Origin of the sequence: Micromonospora rhizosphaerae (genome assembly GCF_900091465.1) — a bacterium.
GTDB lineage: Bacteria > Actinomycetota > Actinomycetes > Mycobacteriales > Micromonosporaceae > Micromonospora > Micromonospora rhizosphaerae.
Genome location: NZ_FMHV01000002.1, coordinates 76824 through 92246 on the forward strand (window position 1 = coordinate 76824; position 15423 = coordinate 92246).

A 15423-nucleotide genomic window follows, 5' to 3' on the forward strand; every position below is an offset into this window, starting at 1 on the left:
GCCCGGCCGCAGCAGATCAGGCCAGCGGCAGGTAGATCCGGCTCCCGGCGGACACGAACTCCGCGGACTTGTCCCTCATGCCGCGCGCCGCATAGTCCCTGAGCTCCTGAGTGATCTTCATCGAGCAGAACTTCGGCCCGCACATCGAGCAGAAGTGCGCGGTCTTCGCCGGCTCCGCCGGCAGCGTCGCGTCGTGGTAGGACCGCGCGGTCGCCGGGTCCAGCGAGAGGTTGAACTGGTCCTCCCAGCGGAACTCGAAGCGGGCCCTCGACAGCGCGTCGTCCCAGGCCTGCGCCCCGGGGTGCCCCTTGGCCAGGTCCGCCGCGTGCGCCGCGATCTTGTACGCGATCACGCCCGCCTTCACGTCGTCCCGGTCCGGCAGCCCCAGGTGCTCCTTTGGCGTGACGTAGCAGAGCATGGCGGTGCCGAACATCCCGATCATCGCGGCGCCGATCGCCGAGGTGATGTGGTCGTACGCGGGCGCGATGTCCGTGGTCAGCGGGCCGAGCGTGTAGAACGGGGCCTCGTGGCACCACTCCTGCTGGCGGTCCACGTTCTCCTTGATCTTGTGCATCGGCACGTGCCCGGGGCCCTCGATCATCACCTGCACGTCGTTCTCCCACGCGACCTTCGTCAGCTCGCCGAGGGTACGCAGCTCGGCGAACTGCGCCTCGTCGTTGGCGTCCGCGATCGAGCCGGGCCGCAGGCCGTCGCCGAGGGAGAAGGTCACGTCGTACCGGGCGAGGATCTGACACAGCTCGGCGAAGTTGGTGTAGAGGAAGTTCTCCTCGTGGTGCGCCAGGCACCAGGCCGCCATGATCGAGCCGCCCCGGGAGACGATCCCGGTCACCCGGTCGACGGCCAGCGGCACGTACGGCAGCAGCACCCCGGCGTGCACGGTCATGTAGTCCACGCCTTGTTCGGCCTGCTCGATGACGGTCTCCCGGAACACCTCCCAGCTCAGCTTCACCGGGTCGCCACCGACCTTCTCCAGCGCCTGGTAGATCGGCACCGTCCCGATCGGTACCGGCGAGTTCCGCAGGATCGCCTCACGGGTCTCATGGATCCGCTTACCCGTCGACAGGTCCATCACGGTGTCCGCGCCCCACCGGGTCGCCCAGGTCAGCTTCTCCACCTCCTCCGCGATCGAGGAGGTGACCGCCGAGGTGCCGATGTTGGCGTTCACCTTGACCAGGAACGCCCTGCCGATGATCGCCGGCTCGCACTCCGGGTGGTTGACGTTGAGCGGCAGCACCGCCCGCCCGGCCGCGATCTCGTCCCGGACCAGCTCCGGCGCCACGCCCTCCCGGATCGCCACGAACTCCATCTCCGGCGTCACCACGCCGGCCCGCGCATAGGCGAGCTGCGTCGGGCGCCTGCCGTTCACGGCCGCGAGCGGGGTGCCCGCGCCACGGACCGGGGCCACGTCCCCCCGGGACGCGATCCACGGCCCGCGCAGCGGCGGCAGTCCGACCGCCGGATCCGAGCCCGGGCCGGAGGTGTCGTAGCGGCGTACCGGCGGGTTGTCCCCGGTCAGCTCCACCTCGGCGAACGGCACCCGGATGTCCGGCCGTGAGCCCTCCACGTAGACCTTGCGACGTGCCTGCATGACAGCCTCCCTTGGTAATCAACAGGACCAGCCGAAGTGGTCCAGCGGGCCGCGTCCCGCCCCCAGCTCCCAGTGCCGCGCGCCGGTCAGCGCGCGGGTGACGTACTCCTTGGCGGCGGCGACCGCGACCGGCACCGGATCGCCCAGCGCCAGCCGGACGGCGACCGCCGCCGAGAACGAGCAGCCGGTGCCGTGGTTGTGCCGGGTGGTCACCCGGGGCGCACGCAGCAGCGTGCTCCGCCCGGCGCCGTGCAGCACGTCGACCGACTCACCGCCCGCGCGCACGTCGCCGCCGGTCACCACGACGTGCCGCGGGCCGCCGGCCGCGAGGGCCTCGGCGGCGGCCACCATCTCCTCGACCGTGGTCACCGGGCGTCCCGTTAGGGCCGCGGCCTCCGCGCAGTTCGGCGTCGCCACCTCCGCGTACGGCAGCAGCCGCTCCACCGCCCCCACCACGCCGAGCCGGTGCCCACTGGTGGCGACCAGCACCGGGTCGACGACGAGATGCGGCAGCCGGCCCGCCTTCGCCGCCTCGGCCACCGCGTCGGCCACCGCCGGGGTGCCGAGCATGCCGGTCTTCACCGCGCGTACGCCGAAGTCGCCGAGGACGCTGTCCAGTTGCTCGGTGACCGTCCGGGGTGGCAGCGGCAGGACGGCGTCCACGCCTCTGGTGTTCTGCGCGGTGACGGCCGTGATGACGCTGGTCCCGTAGACGCCGAGGGCGGCGAAGACCTTGAGGTCGGCCTGGATGCCGGCTCCCCCGCCGGAGTCCGATCCGGCGATGGTGAGCACTGTCGTGGGGGTCACTCTTCCGTGCCTCGCGGTTCGTCGGTGGTTGCGCTTGAGGGCTGCGGCCGACCGCGCCCACTCCGGGCGGTCAGGCTTGATTCCTCCGTGGTCACGGTCGGCCGCAGCCCCGTACCGGAGACCGCCGTGCGTCCGCGCCGGCTTCGCGGCACCTCGAAGGGGGCGGTCAGCCTGGTGGCTGCCTCGGTCGGGTCTTCCGCTCGCATCACCGCGCCGAGCACTGCCACTCCCACCGCTCCCGCCTCGATGCAGGCGTGCACCTGGTCCGGGGTCTCCACTCCGCCTAGGGCGAGGATCGGCACGGGGCTGGCCTGGATCAGCTCGCGGAGTCCCTCGGGGTGCAGGGGTGGGCCGTAGCCGGGCTTCGTCCTCGTTGGATAGACGGGCGAGAGGGTGGCGTAGTCCTCTGTGGTGAGTCGCGCGAGTTCGGAGTGGTCGTGGCAGGAGCGGCCGACCAGGCCGTAGCTCGGCGGTGGGTACGGGCCGGCGGCGGGCAGGTGGACGGCGTCGCCGTCGAGGGGGTCGGGGCCGGCGACGATCAGGGTGCCGCCCGCCTCGGCGAGGACCGGGCGCAGCTCGGCGGCGAGGGCGGCCCGTTCGGCGCGCGGCAGGTCCTTCTCCCGCAGCACCACCCAGCGCACTCCCCCGTCGACTGTCGCGGCGACCACCTCCGGCAACGGCCGCCGCGCCTGCCGTCGGTCGGTGAGCACCAGGAGCCCGGACGGCGCAGGCGCGATCTTGGCAGGTGGCGGACCCGCCAGGGGCGTACCGGCATCGCTGACAGCCACACCGGCCACCGCGCGCGTCACAGGTCGGGCCTTCCCTCGTCGGGAGTTGAGGGGAGGGCGTGGAAGCGACGGGCGATCCGTCCAGCGCCGGCGGCCAACCGGCCCGCCTCGACGGCGTACCGCATCGCGGTGGCCATCGCCACCGGATCGGCGGCCCGGGTCACCGCGCTGGCCAGCAGCACCGCGTCGCAGCCCAGCTCCATGGCGAGCGCCGCGTCGGACGCGGTGCCGATGCCGGCGTCCAGGATCACCGGCACGTCCACGCTCTGCCGGATCAGCCGGATGTGGTGTGGGTTGCTCACGCCCAGCCCGGAGCCGATCGGCGCGCCGGCCGGCATCACCGCCGCACAGCCCACGTCGGCCAGCCGGCGGGCCAGGATCGGGTCGTCCGAGGTGTACGGCAGCACGACGAATCCGTCGCCGACCAGCTCCTCGGCGGCGCGCAACAGCTCCACTCCGTCGGGCAGCAGCGTCCGCTCGTCGCCGATCACCTCCAGCTTCACCCGGTCGGTGTCGAACGCCTCCCGGGCCAGGTGGGCCACCTTCACCGCCTCGCCCGCGGTGTAGCAGCCGGCGGTGTTCGGCAGCAGCTTCACCCCGCACCGGTCCAGCAGGTCGAGCAGCGCACCGGCGGTCCCGGGCGCGGTGTCCACCCGGCGCAGCGCCACGGTGACGAGCTCCGTACCGGAGGCCCGGATCGCCTGCTCCAGCACGTGCAGGTTGGCCGCGCCGCCGGTGCCGAGGATCAGCCGCGATCCGAACGTCTCGCCGCCCAGTTCGAACGACATCCCGCCTCACCCGCCCTGGGCGGCGCTGAGCACCTCGACCCGGTCGCCGTCGCGCAGTGCCGACGCCGGCCAGCCGCCGCGCGGCACCACCTCGCCGTTCACCGCGACCGCGAGGCCGCGCTGCTGGTCGGTGACCGCACGGACCAGGTCCGCCACCGTCGAGCCGCCGGGCAGGATCCGCCGGGCGCCGTTCACGGTCAATTCCACGTACGCTCCTCCTCGGCTACGAATCGGTCGGGGGTGAAGGGGGCGAGGAGCGGGTCCGCCTCGCCGGTGACGATCAGCTGGGCGATCAGGTCGGCGGTGACCGGGGTGAGCACGATGCCGTGCCGATGGTGGCCGGTGGCCGCGAGGACGCCGGGGCGCCCGGGCAGCGGCCCGAGGATCGGCGCGTTGTCCGGCGTACCGGGGCGCAGCCCGGCGGACGCCTCGACCAGGTCGTACTCGGCCAGCTCGGGGACCAGGTCGACGGCGGCGCGGAGCAGCCGCAGCACCGCCCCGGCGGTCACCTCGGTGTCCGCGCGCTCCTCGACCGTCGCCCCGACCACCACCTCGCCGGTGTCCCGGGGCACCAGGTAGACCGACTCGCCGTCGGCGTACCCCCGGATCACGTGCCGGAAGCCCGGCGCGCCGCGACCGGGCGCGCGGAGCCGGAGCACCTGCCCCTTCACCGGCCGGACCGGCAGCCCGGTCAGCGCCGCGGCCCCGCAGCCGGCCGCCACCACGGTGACCCCGGCGTCCAAATCGGAGAGCCGGGCCACCGCGTCGGGCACCAGCGTCGCGCCGGCCCGCTCGGCGGCAACGCGCAGCGCGGCGACGAGCCGCCGCGGGTCGACCTGGTGGTCGCCCGCCGCGACCGCGCCGCCGCGCACCCGCGGCGCCAGCGCCGGCTCGCGGTCCCGCAGCTTCGACGGGCGCAGCGGCGTGATCGGCAGTCCCAAACCCCGCTGGTACGACCACAGCCGCCGCGCCTCGGCCAGATCGTCCCCGGTCAGCCCGACCACCAGCGTGCCCTCGGTGCGGTGTCCGAACCCGACGCCCGCGGCCTCGGCCAGCTCGGCGGCGAACGCCGGCCAGCGGGCGGCGGAGTCGGCGAGCAGCGCGGTCAGTTCGTGCTCCCCGAAGTACGCCTCGGCGACCGGCGAGAGCATCCCGGCGGCGACGTGCGACGCACCGGAACCGGGGGCCGGATCGTGCACGACCACCCGCAGTCCGCGCGCCGCGCAGCGCCAGGCGATCGCCAGCCCGACCGGTCCCGCCCCCACCACCGCGACGTCCGGTCGGGTCAGCACGTCAGCGCCCCGAGCAGCTCCGCCGTCGCGCGCCCGGGATCGACGGCGCCGGAGAGCGCCCCGACCACCGCCACCCCGTACGCCCCGGCGGCGCGCAACGTCGGCACCGACGCGGCGGTGACCCCGCCGATCGCGATCACCGGCACGGCCACGGAGTCGGCGACCGCGCGGACCCCGTCGGGGCCGACCGGGGCCGGCAACCCGCGCTTGGTGCTGGTGGCGTGGCACGGGCCGACGCCCAGGTAGCTGGCCCCGGCGGCGGCCGCCTCGGCGGCGGCGAGCGGTTCCCGGGCGGTGGCGCCGAGCACGGCGGTGGAGCCGAGCACCCGACGGGCCGCCCCGACCGGCAGGTCGTCCGCGCCGACGTGGCCGCCGGCGGCGCCGACCGCGAGCGCCACGTGCAGCCGGTCGTTGACCAGGCAGGTCGCCCGGTAGGGCGCGCAGAGCGCGACCACCCGTCGGGCCAGGTCGTACGCCTGGCGGTCGGTGGCGTCGTCCTCCACCCGGACCTGGACGACCAGTTCGGCGCGGGCCACCGGGAGGGCGGCGCGCAGCACGGCGAGCGGGTCTCGCCCCGGCCGGGTGTCGGTGATCAGATGCAGTCGTCCCAGGGACGGCACGGCAACACTCCTCCCTGCGCCGGCATTACCCGGATCAGGTTCGACGGTCGGGGGCTTCCAGCCCCCCTCTCAGCCCGGTGTACCGGGCTCCCGTGGGTCACTTGCGGGCCTACCGTACGACGTCGGCCCGGATCCGCCAAGGGCGGGCAACGGCTTTTCCCACAGACCGTCCGAACGCGATGACCGGGGCAGCGAGTGACCGCCCCCTCACGCCATGCTGTCCGAATGCCCTCGGCCCCGCGCGCGCCTCGACGGTTGTCGTTTCTGCCGTTCCGGAGCAGCCGCCGTCGCGCAGGGGTTGCTCACCTGGGCGATGCTGTCGCGGCGACGGGGGTGTTTGACCTCGATGGCGCGCCGGCGGGAGCACCGCCGCCAGCCGATACGCCGCTGCCCCGGCGCCGTCAACACGGTGCCGGGGCAGCGGGCGGAGCTTTCGGCGTCAGAGGATGGCGTCGAGGGCTTCGAGGTCCTCGTCGCTGGGCTGCCAGGTGCCGGCGGCGGCGTTCGCCCGCACCTGCTCCGGCGTGGTGGCGCCGGCGATCACCGAAGTCACCGCCGGCCGGGCGGCCAGCCCACCGATGGCCACCTGGAGCATGGTGAGCGCCCGACCGGCCGCGTACGCCTCGATCGCCTCGATGGTGTCCCAGTCCGCGGCGGCCAGGCGCTGCGCGTACCGGCCGCCGCCGGAGAGCCGACTGCCGGCGGGCGGTGCCTCCTTGCGCTTGTACTTGCCGGTGAGCAGGCCGTTGGCGAGCGGGAAGAACGGCAGCATGCCGAGGCCGAACCGCTCGCAGGCGGGAATGACCTCGGCCTCGACCGACCGTTCCAGCAGGCTGTAGTGGTTCTGCGCGGAGATGAAGCGGGTCCGACCCTGCGACGAGGCGGTCCAGTCGGCGTCGGCGATCTGCCAGCCGGCGAAGTTGGAGTTCCCGAGGTAGCGCACCTTCCCGGCGCGGACCAGGTCGTCCAGCGCGGCGAGGGTCTCATCGATCGGGGTGCCCGGGTCGGGCTCGTGCATCTGGTACAGGTCAATGTGGTCGGTGCCGAGCCGGCGCAGCGACGCCTCCACGGCGCGGGCGATGTAGCGGCGGGCGCCCCGGGCGCCGAAGTCCGGCCCGTTGAGGCCGTGCATGTCCATGCCGAACTTGGTGGCCACCACCACGTCGTCCCGGAGCCCCTTGAGCGCCTGACCGAGCAGCTCCTCGGAGCTGCCCTGCGGCTCGCCGTAGATGTCGGCGGTGTCGAAGAAGTTGATCCCGACGTCGAGCGCCGCGTCCACCACCGCCCGGGTGCCGTCGAGGTCGAGCTTGCGGCCGAAGTTGTTGCAGCCGACGCCGACCACGGACACCACGAGCCCGGAGTCGCCCAGCCGCCGGTAGGTCATCTCAGTCACGAGATCCACCCTATGCCCGCGCCGACTCACGGGTGCGACCGGCGGAGGACCCGGGATCGGGCGGGTGATTCATCCACGACATCAGGTCCACAGCGTCCGCGCGCCCGTTCCACCGCCGGTCGCCGCACCGCCCCACGAAGACTGCAGAGCCGCCCCACCCGTCGTGATCACTTCACGTTCCAGACCGGCTCCGGGGTCTCCAGCACCTCACCGTCGCCGCGGAACAGCACGAACCGGTCGAAGGAGCGGGTGAACCATCGGTCGTGGGTCACCGCGATCACCGTCCCCTCGAACGCGGCCAGCCCCGCCTCCAGCGCCTCGGCGGAAGCCAGGTCGAGGTTGTCGGTGGGCTCGTCGAGCAGCAGCAGAGTCGCCCCGGACAGCTCCAGCAGCAGGACGAGGAACCGGGCCTGCTGGCCACCGGAGAGGGTGCCGAACCGCTGGTCGCCCTGTCCGGCCAGCTCGTACCGGCCGAGCGCGGCCATCGCCGCGTGCCGGTCCATCCCGGCCCGGTGTTCGTCGCCCCGCCAGAGGATATCGACCAGGGTCTTCGCCATCAGCTCGGGCCGGTCGTGGGTCTGCGAGAAGTGCCCGGGCCGCACCCGGGCACCGAGTCGGACCACGCCGTCGTGGGCCACCCGCGCCAGCCCGGCCGCGCCGTCGACCGGGGTGTTGGCCGGGTCCGGATCGCTGCCGCCCCGCGCCAGCAGCCGCAGGAAGTGCGACTTGCCGGTCCCGTTCGCACCGAGCACGGCGACCCGGTCGCCGTACCAGATCTCCAGGTCGAAGGGGTAGGTCAGACCGTCGAGCTCGAGCTGCTCGGCGATCACCGCGCGCTTGCCGGTCCGCCCGCCGGTCAGGCGCATCCGGATGTCCTGATCCTTCGGGGGTACGGGCGGCGGCCCGGCCTCCTCGAACTTGCGCAACCGGGTCTGCGCGGCCTGGTACCGCGAGGCCATCCCCGAGTTGTACGCGGCCTTCTGCTTGTACATCAGCATCAGCTCGCGCAGCTTCTCGTGCTCCTCGTCCCAGCGCTTGCGCAGCTCGTCGAGGCGGTCGTGCCGGGCCACCCGCGCCTCGTGCCAGCTGGCGAAGCCGCCGGGGTGCACCCAGGCGCTGCCGCCCTCCACCGCGACCACCCGGTCGGCGGTCTGCGCCAGCAGCTCCCGGTCGTGCGAGACGTAGAGCACCGACTTGCCGGACTCGCGCAGCCGCGCCTCCAGCCAGCGCTTGCCGGGCACGTCGAGGAAGTTGTCCGGCTCGTCGAGGAGCAGCACCTCGTCGGTGCCGCGGAGCAGCAGTTCGAGGGCGAAACGCTTCTGCTGCCCGCCCGACAGTGTCCGCACCGGACGGTCCCGGGCGGCGTCCCAGGGCAGGTCGAGCACGATGGTGGCGACGGTGTCGAAGAGCACCTCGGCGTCGTACCCGCCGCCCTCGCCCCAGGCCGCGAGCGCGTCCGCGTACGCCAGCTGGGCCTTGCCGGCGGCGGTGCTGTACTTGCCGCGCACCTCGGCCTCGCGCATGGCCGCCTCGGTTGCGGCGAGCCGGCGGCCGGCGTCGCGCAGCGCCGGCGGGGCGAGCGACAGTGCGAGGTCGGCGAGCGTGGAGTCGTCCCCGATCATGCCGATGAACTGCCGCATCACGCCGAGACCACCGGAGCGGGAGACGACGCCGGCCTTCACCGGCAGATCTCCGGCGACCATCCGGAGCAGCGTGGTCTTGCCGGCGCCGTTCGGCCCGACCAGGGCGACCTTGGCGCCCTCACCGACCCGGAACGACACGTCGGAGAAGAGCTCCCGGCCGTCCGGCAGGATGTGCCCGACCGCCGCCACGTCCACGTATCCCACGTCGGCATCCTGCCGGAGCGGCAGGGGCGAGCGACATTCAATTACCGGGTGACCCGCAGCACCCGGTAGCCCTTCTGGCTGGCGTGCCGGTCGACCTGCCAGCCCTGCTCGACGAGCCAGCGGTGCAGCGAGTCGCCGCCGAGGTGCCGGGCGACGACCAGCCAGGCGACCCCGTCCGGGGCGAGCCGGGGCAGCCAGCGGCGCAGCAGGTCGTGCAGCTCGTCCTTGCCGATCCGGATCGGCGGGTTGGACCAGAGCTGGGTGAACGAGACGTCCGTCGGTACCTCGTCCGGGGCGACGACCCGGACCCGGTCGGCGGCGCCGACCCGCTCGGCGTTCATGGCGGTGAGCTGCCGGGCGCGCTCGTTGACGTCGACCGCCCAGACGGTGGCCGGCGGCGCGCTGGTGGCCAGCACGCAGGTGATCGGCCCGAAGCCGCACCCCAGGTCGAGCAGCGGACCGGTGGTGTCCGCCGCCGGCAGTTCCGCCTTGCGCAGCAGCACGGTGGTGCCGGGGTCGAGGCGGTCGGCCGAGAAGACGCCGCTGGCCGACGCGAGGGTGAAGTCGCGTCCGGCGACGGAGAACTGGACCTCGCGCGGGTGGGCGGCGGTCGTGGGTTCCGCGGTGAAGTAATGGTCGCCGGTCACGTCCCGCATTGTCGCACCGGCCGATCGGCGGGCGATCGACGGTAGGACCGACAGGGCCCCAGGCCGTTCTCGCCGGAATTCTCCGGTATTACCCACTAAAGGGACAATCGCTCCTACTGTGGGACACATGGTGTATCGGTACGAGTCCGATGAGGACGCATTCCTGAAGTACCCGGAGCCTGGGTCTGACCGTTCGGTGCTCGCCGGTGCGCCTGCGCCCGCGGGTCCCTCGCCGTCCCGCTTCCCCACCCCGTCGCTGCCCCCGCCGGTCTGGGCCACCCGACCGCCGGTCCGCCCGGCCCCAAGCCAGCCCCGACCGCCGGTTGACCCGAGTCCGGAACCGACCTCACCGGCGGTCGACCCGAGTCCGGCCCCGGCCACCGCCCCGGTGCCGCAGCCCGGGTCTGCGGCCGGCGCGCGCACCTCGGCACCCGGTGTCCCCGAGCCGACACCCCCCGCCGAGGCTCACGACACGACGCCGCCGGCGGACCTGCCCCCGTCCGGTCCCGACGATCGGACCCGTGGCGGGCGGGCCTGGCACGTGCTGATCGGCGGTGCCGCCGTGCTGGTGCTGCTCGCACTCTGCGGGCTGGCCGCCGCCGCACTGCTCCAGGACCGGCCCAGCGCTTCGCAGGCCGGCGCGCCGACGGCCCAACAGCAGGCCGCCGGGCAAGACCTCGACTCCCGGGACACCGATCAACTGGCGCTGACCGTCAAGGAGGTCTTCCCCGGCAAGGACCTGGTGATCACCGACGGCCAGCCGGCCTACCAGGTGCTCAGCACGCACGCCAGCGGGAGCTGTGCCGTCGCCGCCACCGGTGAGATCGCCGACCTGCTGGTCCTCCTCGGCTGCAACCAGGTGGTCCGGGCCACCCTCCGCTCCCCCGACGGCGACCACCTGCTGACCGCCGGGCTGTTCAACCTGACCGACGTCGCCAGCGCCCAGCGGGCGCGGGACCGGATCCGGCAGATACTCGACGAGCGGCAGGGCCGCCTCGTCGGCATGGCGACCGGTGCCGACGCCGAGGTCGTGGCGAAGGCCGCCGCCCAGGTCGGCTGGCAGGTACGCGGCCACTACCTCGCCTACTGCCTGGTGACCCGGTCCGACGGGGCACAGATCAACGCCAACGACGAGAAGGTGCGCGACATCCTGCACGACATGATCGAGCTGTACCTCAACCGCAGGGTGCTGGAGCAGCGGGCGACCGTCGGCGTGGCCAGCCAACCGACGGCCGGCCCGACGGACGTCATCGGCACCCAGCCGGGCACCCGCGGCGCCGGCGGTAACGCCGGCCAGTAGCCGCCCCTGACCCGTCCCGGATTCCGGGTCGCCGTCAGCCCTCGGCGACCGGCACCCGGAGCCGGCGGGTCAGGTCGGCCCGGCGGGCGTACTCGGCCGGGTCGTCCGGGTAGCCCACCGCCACCAGGGTCAGCCCGTGCGCCGGTGCCACGGTCACCTCGCTGGACCGCTCCCGCCGGGTGAGCAGGCCCGCCGGCCATTGGACCGGTCGGCGGCCGTCCCCGGCCACCAGCATCGCACCGACCAGGCTGCGGACCATCGCCTGGCAGAACGCGTCCGCCTGCACGGTGGCAACCAGGATCCCGTCCGGGTCCCGCCGCCAGTCCAGCCGGGTCACCTCGCGCAACGTGGTGGCGTTCTCCTTGCGCCGGCAGTACGCGGCGAAGTCGTGCTCCCCCACCAGGCCGGCCGCGGCGGCGTTCAGCGCGTCCAGGTCCAGCGGCTTCGGCCAGGCCAGCGTGTCGTGCCGGCGCAGCGGCTCGGCTCCCCAAGGGGCGTCGGTCACCCGGTACTGGTAGCGGCGGAAGGTCGCCGAGAAGCGGGCGTCGAAATCGGCCGGGACCTCGGTGATCGCGCGTACCCGCACGTCGGTGGGGAGCAGCCGGGCCAGCCGGCGCAGCAGGCGACCTTCGTGCTCCCGCCAGGCGGCGGTGGGCAGGTCGAGGTGGCAGACCTGACCGGTTGCGTGTACGCCGGCGTCGGTCCGGCCGGCCACGGTCAGCCCGGTCGCCGTGCCGACCCCGAGGACCAGGTCCAGCGTCTGGGTGAGCACCCCGGCGACGGTGCGCCGGGTCGGCTGGGCGGCCCAGCCGGAGAAACCGGTGCCGTCGTACGAGACGTCCAGCCGCAGCCGGATCCGCTCGTCCACCTCGTACCTCCCGTTCACGGCGTCGGGCCCGGCACCCCAGGAAGGGATGCCGGGCCCGACGATGCTGCCTCTGCTCAGGCCTTGTTCTCGTTGACCTCGTCGTCGTCCTCGCGCGCCTGGGCGGTGTCGCCGGCGGCCGAGATCGGCGGCTCGGAGTCCTGGTCGGCCGGGGCCGACGCCGGGGTCTCCTCGGCCGGGGCCAGCGCCTCGAGCTTGTCCTGCTGCGCGGCCTTGCGGGCGGCGGCCTTCCGGGGCGCCTTCGGCTCGGCGACCTGAAGCTCCTCCACCAGCTCGATGATCGCCATCGGTGCGGCGTCACCCTTGCGCGGACCGGTCTTCACGATCCGGGTGTAGCCACCGTTGCGGTTGGCGTACCGGGGCGCGATCTGCTCGAACAGGGCGTAGACCACGTCCTTGTCCTTGACGACGCTCAGCACCCGGCGGCGCGACGCGAGGTCGCCGCGCTTGGCCTTGGTGATGAGCTGCTCGGCCAGCGGACGCAGCCGCCGGGCCTTCGTCTCGGTGGTCTGGATCTTGCCGTGCTGGAACAGCGCGCTGGCCAGGTTGGCCAACATCAGCCGCTCGTGCGCGGGGCTGCCGCCGAGGCGGGGGCCCTTGGTGGGCGTGGGCATGCTTGGTGCTCCTCAGATGTGGCGGCAGCCGGACTTAGAGCTGCTCGGTCTCGCGGTAGTCTTCGGTGTCGTAGTCGGCCTCGCCGAAGGCGTCCACGACGTGCGCCGGGTCGAAGTTCGGGGCCGAGTCCTTCAGCCCCAGACCCATCCCGGCGAGCTTCATCTTGACCTCGTCGATCGACTTCTGACCGAAGTTCCGGATGTCGAGGAGGTCGGCCTCGGTACGCCCGATGAGCTCACCAACGCTGTTGATGCCCTCGCGCTTGAGGCAGTTGTAGGAGCGGACGGTCAGGTCCAGCTCCTCGATCGGCAGGGCCAGGTCCGCCGCCAGCTGGGCGTCCTGCGGGGAGGGCCCGATGTCGATGCCCTCGGCGGTCTCGTCCAGCTCCCGGGCCAGCCCGAAGAGCTCCACCAGCGTCGACCCGGCCGAGGCCAGGGCGGTACGCGGGCCCATCGACGGCTTGGTCTCGACGTCGATGATCAGCCGGTCGAAGTCGGTCCGCTGCTCGACCCGGGTCGCCTCGACGCGGTACGTCACCTTGAGCACCGGCGAGTAGATCGAGTCGACCGGGATCCGGCCGATCTCGGCGCCCGCCTGCTTGTTCTGCGCCGCCGTGACGTAGCCACGACCCCGCTCGACGGTCAGCTCCATGTCGAGCCGGCCCTTGCCGTTCAGGGTGGCGAGCTTCAGGTCCGGGTTGTGCACCGAGACACCGGCCGGGGGCTGGATGTCACCGGCGGTCACGTCGCCGGGGCCCTGCTTGCGCAGGTACATGCTGACCGGCTCGTCGTGCTCGGAGCTGACGCAGAGCTCCTTGATGTTCATGACGAGCTCGACCACGTCCTCCTTGACACCGGGGATCGTGGTGAACTCGTGCAACACGCCGTCGATCTTGATCGAGGTGACGGCCGCACCCGGGATCGACGACAGCAGCGTACGCCGCAGCGAGTTGCCCAGGGTGTAGCCGAAGCCCGGCTCCAGCGGCTCGATGGTGAACCGGGAGCGGGTGTCGTTGATCGACTCCTCGGAGAGGGTCGGTCGCTGGCTGATGAGCATGTCTTCTCTTCTCTTCCGGGACGCCCGCCATATGACGCCCACGACACAAACTGTTCCGGTGGCCCGCCCGGAGGGGCGGGCCACCGCAACGAGCCCTTACTTGGAGTAGAGCTCGACGATCAGCTGCTCCTGGACCTGGGTGTCGATCACCTGCCGGGCCGGGAGCGAGTGCACCAGGATCTTCATCTGGCTGGGGATCGCCTCCAGCCACGCCGGAACGGCCCGAGAGCCGGCCTCGGCCTGCGCGACGAGGAACGGGGTCAGCTCCCGGCTCTTGGGGCGGACCTCGATGATGTCGTGCTCCTTGACGCGGGCCGACGGGATGTCGACCTTCTTGCCGTTCACCGTGAAGTGACCGTGCTTGACCAGCTGACGGGCCATGTCCCGGGACTTGGCGTAGCCGGCCCGGTAGACCACGTTGTCCAGCCGCGACTCGAGGATCTGCAGGAGGACCTCACCGGTCTTGGCCTGCTTGGCCACGGCCTCCTCGTAGTAACCGCGGAACTGCTTCTCCAGCACGCCGTAGACGCGGCGGGCCTTCTGCTTCTCACGGAGCTGGAGCAGGTACTCCGTCTCCTTGGTGCGGCCGCGGCCGTGCTGCCCGGGCGGGAACGGCCGGGACTCGAACGGGCACTTCGGGCCATCGCACTTGCTGCCCTTGAGGAACAGCTTCATCTTCTCCCGCCGGCAACGGCGGCAGTCAGCACCGGTGTAACGAGCCATCTCTCTCTAACCTCTCAGACCCGGCGACGCTTCGGCGGACGGCATCCGTTGTGCGGCTGCGGGGTGACGTCGGAGATCTGACCGACCTCCAGCCCGGCGGCCTGCAGCGAGCGGATGGCGGTCTCCCGGCCGGAGCCGGGGCCCTTGACGAACACGTCGACCTTGCGCATGCCGTGCTCCATCGCCCGACGCGCGGCGGCCTCGGCGGCCAGCTGCGCGGCGAACGGGGTCGACTTGCGCGAGCCCTTGAAGCCCACCTGGCCCGAGGAGGCCCAGGAGATGACCGCACCAGTCGGGTCCGTGATGGACACGATGGTGTTGTTGAAGGTGCTCTTGATGTGCGCCTGCCCGTGGGCGACGTTCTTGCGTTCCTTGCGCCGGACCTTCTTGACGGCGGCTCCGGCACGAGCCTTCGGTGGCATAAGTCTCTTGCGCTCCTATTACTTCCTGCCGGGCTTCTTCTTGCCGGCGACGGTCCGCTTCGGGCCCTTCCGGGTCCGCGCGTTGGTCCGGGTCCGCTGGCCACGGACGGGCAGGCCCCGGCGGTGCCGGATGCCCGCGTAGCAGCCGATCTCGACCTTGCGGCGGATGTCAGCGGCGACCTCGCGGCGCAGGTCACCTTCAACCTTGTAGTTGGCCTCGATGTGGTCGCGGAGCTGGACCAGCTCCTCGTCCGTGAGGTCCCGAGCGCGCTTCTCCGGCGAGATGCCGGTGGCGGCGAGCGTCTCCAGGGCGCGGGTACGGCCGACCCCGAAGATGTAGGTGAGCGCGATCTCCATCCGCTTGTCGCGGGGGAGGTCCACGCCGACTAGACGTGCCATGTGCGGGCGTACTCCTCGTGATGTTGTCGCGGAGGTGTGGACCCGTCCCACCCCGCTACCGGCCGTCCCGTCCTTCCGGCGCGATCAGCGCCGGCGACCGGGATCGGTCGCTGCCCGAGCGGGCCCCGGCCTCCGACCGGGGGTCAACCACGAGGGGGGTACGCGCTGCGTACCGCTCGCGGCTGGGACGAGCTGATGATGTGTTGTCTGGATCTGCGGCCCGGACCGATC

17 protein-coding genes and 1 riboswitch are annotated in these 15423 nt (G+C 72.9%); of the genes, 1 reads left to right on the forward strand and 16 read right to left on the reverse strand.

All coding sequences use genetic code 11. The annotated features are described in order from the left end of the window. Positions 1-16: 16 nt before the first annotated feature. The 10 genes from thiC to GA0070624_RS00440 form a co-directional block, all read right to left on the reverse strand. Complete coding sequence (gene thiC / locus GA0070624_RS00395) at positions 17-1609, reverse strand: phosphomethylpyrimidine synthase ThiC (RefSeq protein WP_091335587.1); 1593 nt, start codon at positions 1607-1609, stop codon at positions 17-19. Between the two features lie 18 nt (positions 1610-1627). After that, entirely contained in the window at positions 1628-2416 is a 789-nt protein-coding gene (gene thiD / locus GA0070624_RS00400) for a bifunctional hydroxymethylpyrimidine kinase/phosphomethylpyrimidine kinase (protein ID WP_091335592.1), read from the reverse strand. Then, positions 2413-3153 carry a thiamine phosphate synthase gene (locus GA0070624_RS00405; protein WP_091347851.1) on the reverse strand — a complete coding sequence of 247 codons (741 nt, stop codon included), beginning with the start codon at positions 3151-3153 and terminating at the stop codon, positions 2413-2415. Before GA0070624_RS00405 ends, thiD begins: the two co-directional genes overlap by 4 nt. Before the next feature lie 68 nt (positions 3154-3221). Next, a complete protein-coding gene (locus GA0070624_RS00410) occupies positions 3222-3992 on the reverse strand; it encodes a thiazole synthase (protein WP_091335595.1) in 771 nt (256 codons plus the stop codon). Positions 3993-3998: 6 nt separating this feature from the next. Continuing rightward, positions 3999-4199, reverse strand: a complete 201-nt coding sequence (gene thiS, locus GA0070624_RS00415; protein WP_091335596.1) for a sulfur carrier protein ThiS — start codon at positions 4197-4199, stop codon at positions 3999-4001. Then, the gene (gene thiO, locus GA0070624_RS00420; protein WP_091335600.1) at positions 4190-5284 is read right to left on the reverse strand and encodes a glycine oxidase ThiO; all 1095 of its coding nucleotides are present in this window, start codon (positions 5282-5284) and stop codon (positions 4190-4192) included. The genes thiS and thiO overlap by 10 nt, the downstream gene beginning before the upstream one ends. Next, positions 5278-5904, reverse strand: a complete 627-nt coding sequence (gene thiE / locus GA0070624_RS00425; protein ID WP_091335603.1) for a thiamine phosphate synthase — start codon at positions 5902-5904, stop codon at positions 5278-5280. Before thiE ends, thiO begins: the two co-directional genes overlap by 7 nt. Further along, positions 5899-6007, reverse strand: a riboswitch (TPP riboswitch). Its footprint overlaps the gene before it by 6 nt. 336 nt (positions 6008-6343) lie before the next feature. Further along, positions 6344-7306, reverse strand: a complete 963-nt coding sequence (locus GA0070624_RS00430) for an aldo/keto reductase (protein WP_176731540.1) — start codon at positions 7304-7306, stop codon at positions 6344-6346. A gap of 158 nt (positions 7307-7464) precedes the next feature. Beyond that, positions 7465-9144 (reverse strand): ABC-F family ATP-binding cassette domain-containing protein, encoded by a 1680-nt coding sequence (locus tag GA0070624_RS00435; RefSeq protein ID WP_091335611.1) that lies wholly within the window; start codon positions 9142-9144, stop codon positions 7465-7467. A gap of 41 nt (positions 9145-9185) precedes the next feature. Then, positions 9186-9791, reverse strand: a complete 606-nt coding sequence (locus GA0070624_RS00440) for a class I SAM-dependent methyltransferase (protein WP_091347856.1) — start codon at positions 9789-9791, stop codon at positions 9186-9188. 541 nt (positions 9792-10332) lie between these two features. Between GA0070624_RS00440 and GA0070624_RS35470 the strand changes: the two genes are divergently transcribed. After that, entirely contained in the window at positions 10333-11091 is a 759-nt protein-coding gene (locus GA0070624_RS35470) for a hypothetical protein (RefSeq protein ID WP_245718602.1), read from the forward strand. 34 nt (positions 11092-11125) lie between these two features. On the opposite strand, the gene truA is transcribed toward GA0070624_RS35470, so the two are convergent. From truA to rpsM, 6 genes are all read right to left on the reverse strand, one after another. Beyond that, positions 11126-11959 carry a tRNA pseudouridine(38-40) synthase TruA gene (gene truA / locus GA0070624_RS00450; protein ID WP_091335615.1) on the reverse strand — a complete coding sequence of 278 codons (834 nt, stop codon included), beginning with the start codon at positions 11957-11959 and terminating at the stop codon, positions 11126-11128. 74 nt (positions 11960-12033) lie between these two features. Beyond that, a complete protein-coding gene (gene rplQ, locus GA0070624_RS00455) occupies positions 12034-12591 on the reverse strand; it encodes a 50S ribosomal protein L17 (protein ID WP_091335617.1) in 558 nt (185 codons plus the stop codon). Between the two features lie 34 nt (positions 12592-12625). After that, positions 12626-13648 (reverse strand): DNA-directed RNA polymerase subunit alpha, encoded by a 1023-nt coding sequence (locus tag GA0070624_RS00460; protein ID WP_091335619.1) that lies wholly within the window; start codon positions 13646-13648, stop codon positions 12626-12628. Positions 13649-13744: 96 nt separating this feature from the next. Further along, entirely contained in the window at positions 13745-14371 is a 627-nt protein-coding gene (gene rpsD / locus GA0070624_RS00465) for a 30S ribosomal protein S4 (RefSeq protein WP_091335621.1), read from the reverse strand. 14 nt (positions 14372-14385) lie between these two features. After that, complete coding sequence (gene rpsK / locus GA0070624_RS00470) at positions 14386-14793, reverse strand: 30S ribosomal protein S11 (protein WP_014440747.1); 408 nt, start codon at positions 14791-14793, stop codon at positions 14386-14388. A gap of 18 nt (positions 14794-14811) precedes the next feature. Beyond that, complete coding sequence (gene rpsM / locus GA0070624_RS00475) at positions 14812-15192, reverse strand: 30S ribosomal protein S13 (RefSeq protein WP_091335623.1); 381 nt, start codon at positions 15190-15192, stop codon at positions 14812-14814. Positions 15193-15423 lie beyond the last annotated feature (231 nt).

Coding starts and splice junctions, on each gene's coding strand:
- GA0070624_RS00460 (WP_091335619.1), bottom strand. CDS start 13,648: ATGCTCATCAGCCAGCGACCGACCCTCTCCGAGGAGTCGATCAACGAC.
- thiC (WP_091335587.1), bottom strand. CDS start 1,609: ATGCAGGCACGTCGCAAGGTCTACGTGGAGGGCTCACGGCCGGACATC.
- rpsD (WP_091335621.1), bottom strand. CDS start 14,371: ATGGCTCGTTACACCGGTGCTGACTGCCGCCGTTGCCGGCGGGAGAAG.
- GA0070624_RS00410 (WP_091335595.1), bottom strand. CDS start 3,992: ATGTCGTTCGAACTGGGCGGCGAGACGTTCGGATCGCGGCTGATCCTC.
- rpsK (WP_014440747.1), bottom strand. CDS start 14,793: ATGCCACCGAAGGCTCGTGCCGGAGCCGCCGTCAAGAAGGTCCGGCGC.
- rpsM (WP_091335623.1), bottom strand. CDS start 15,192: ATGGCACGTCTAGTCGGCGTGGACCTCCCCCGCGACAAGCGGATGGAG.
- rplQ (WP_091335617.1), bottom strand. CDS start 12,591: ATGCCCACGCCCACCAAGGGCCCCCGCCTCGGCGGCAGCCCCGCGCAC.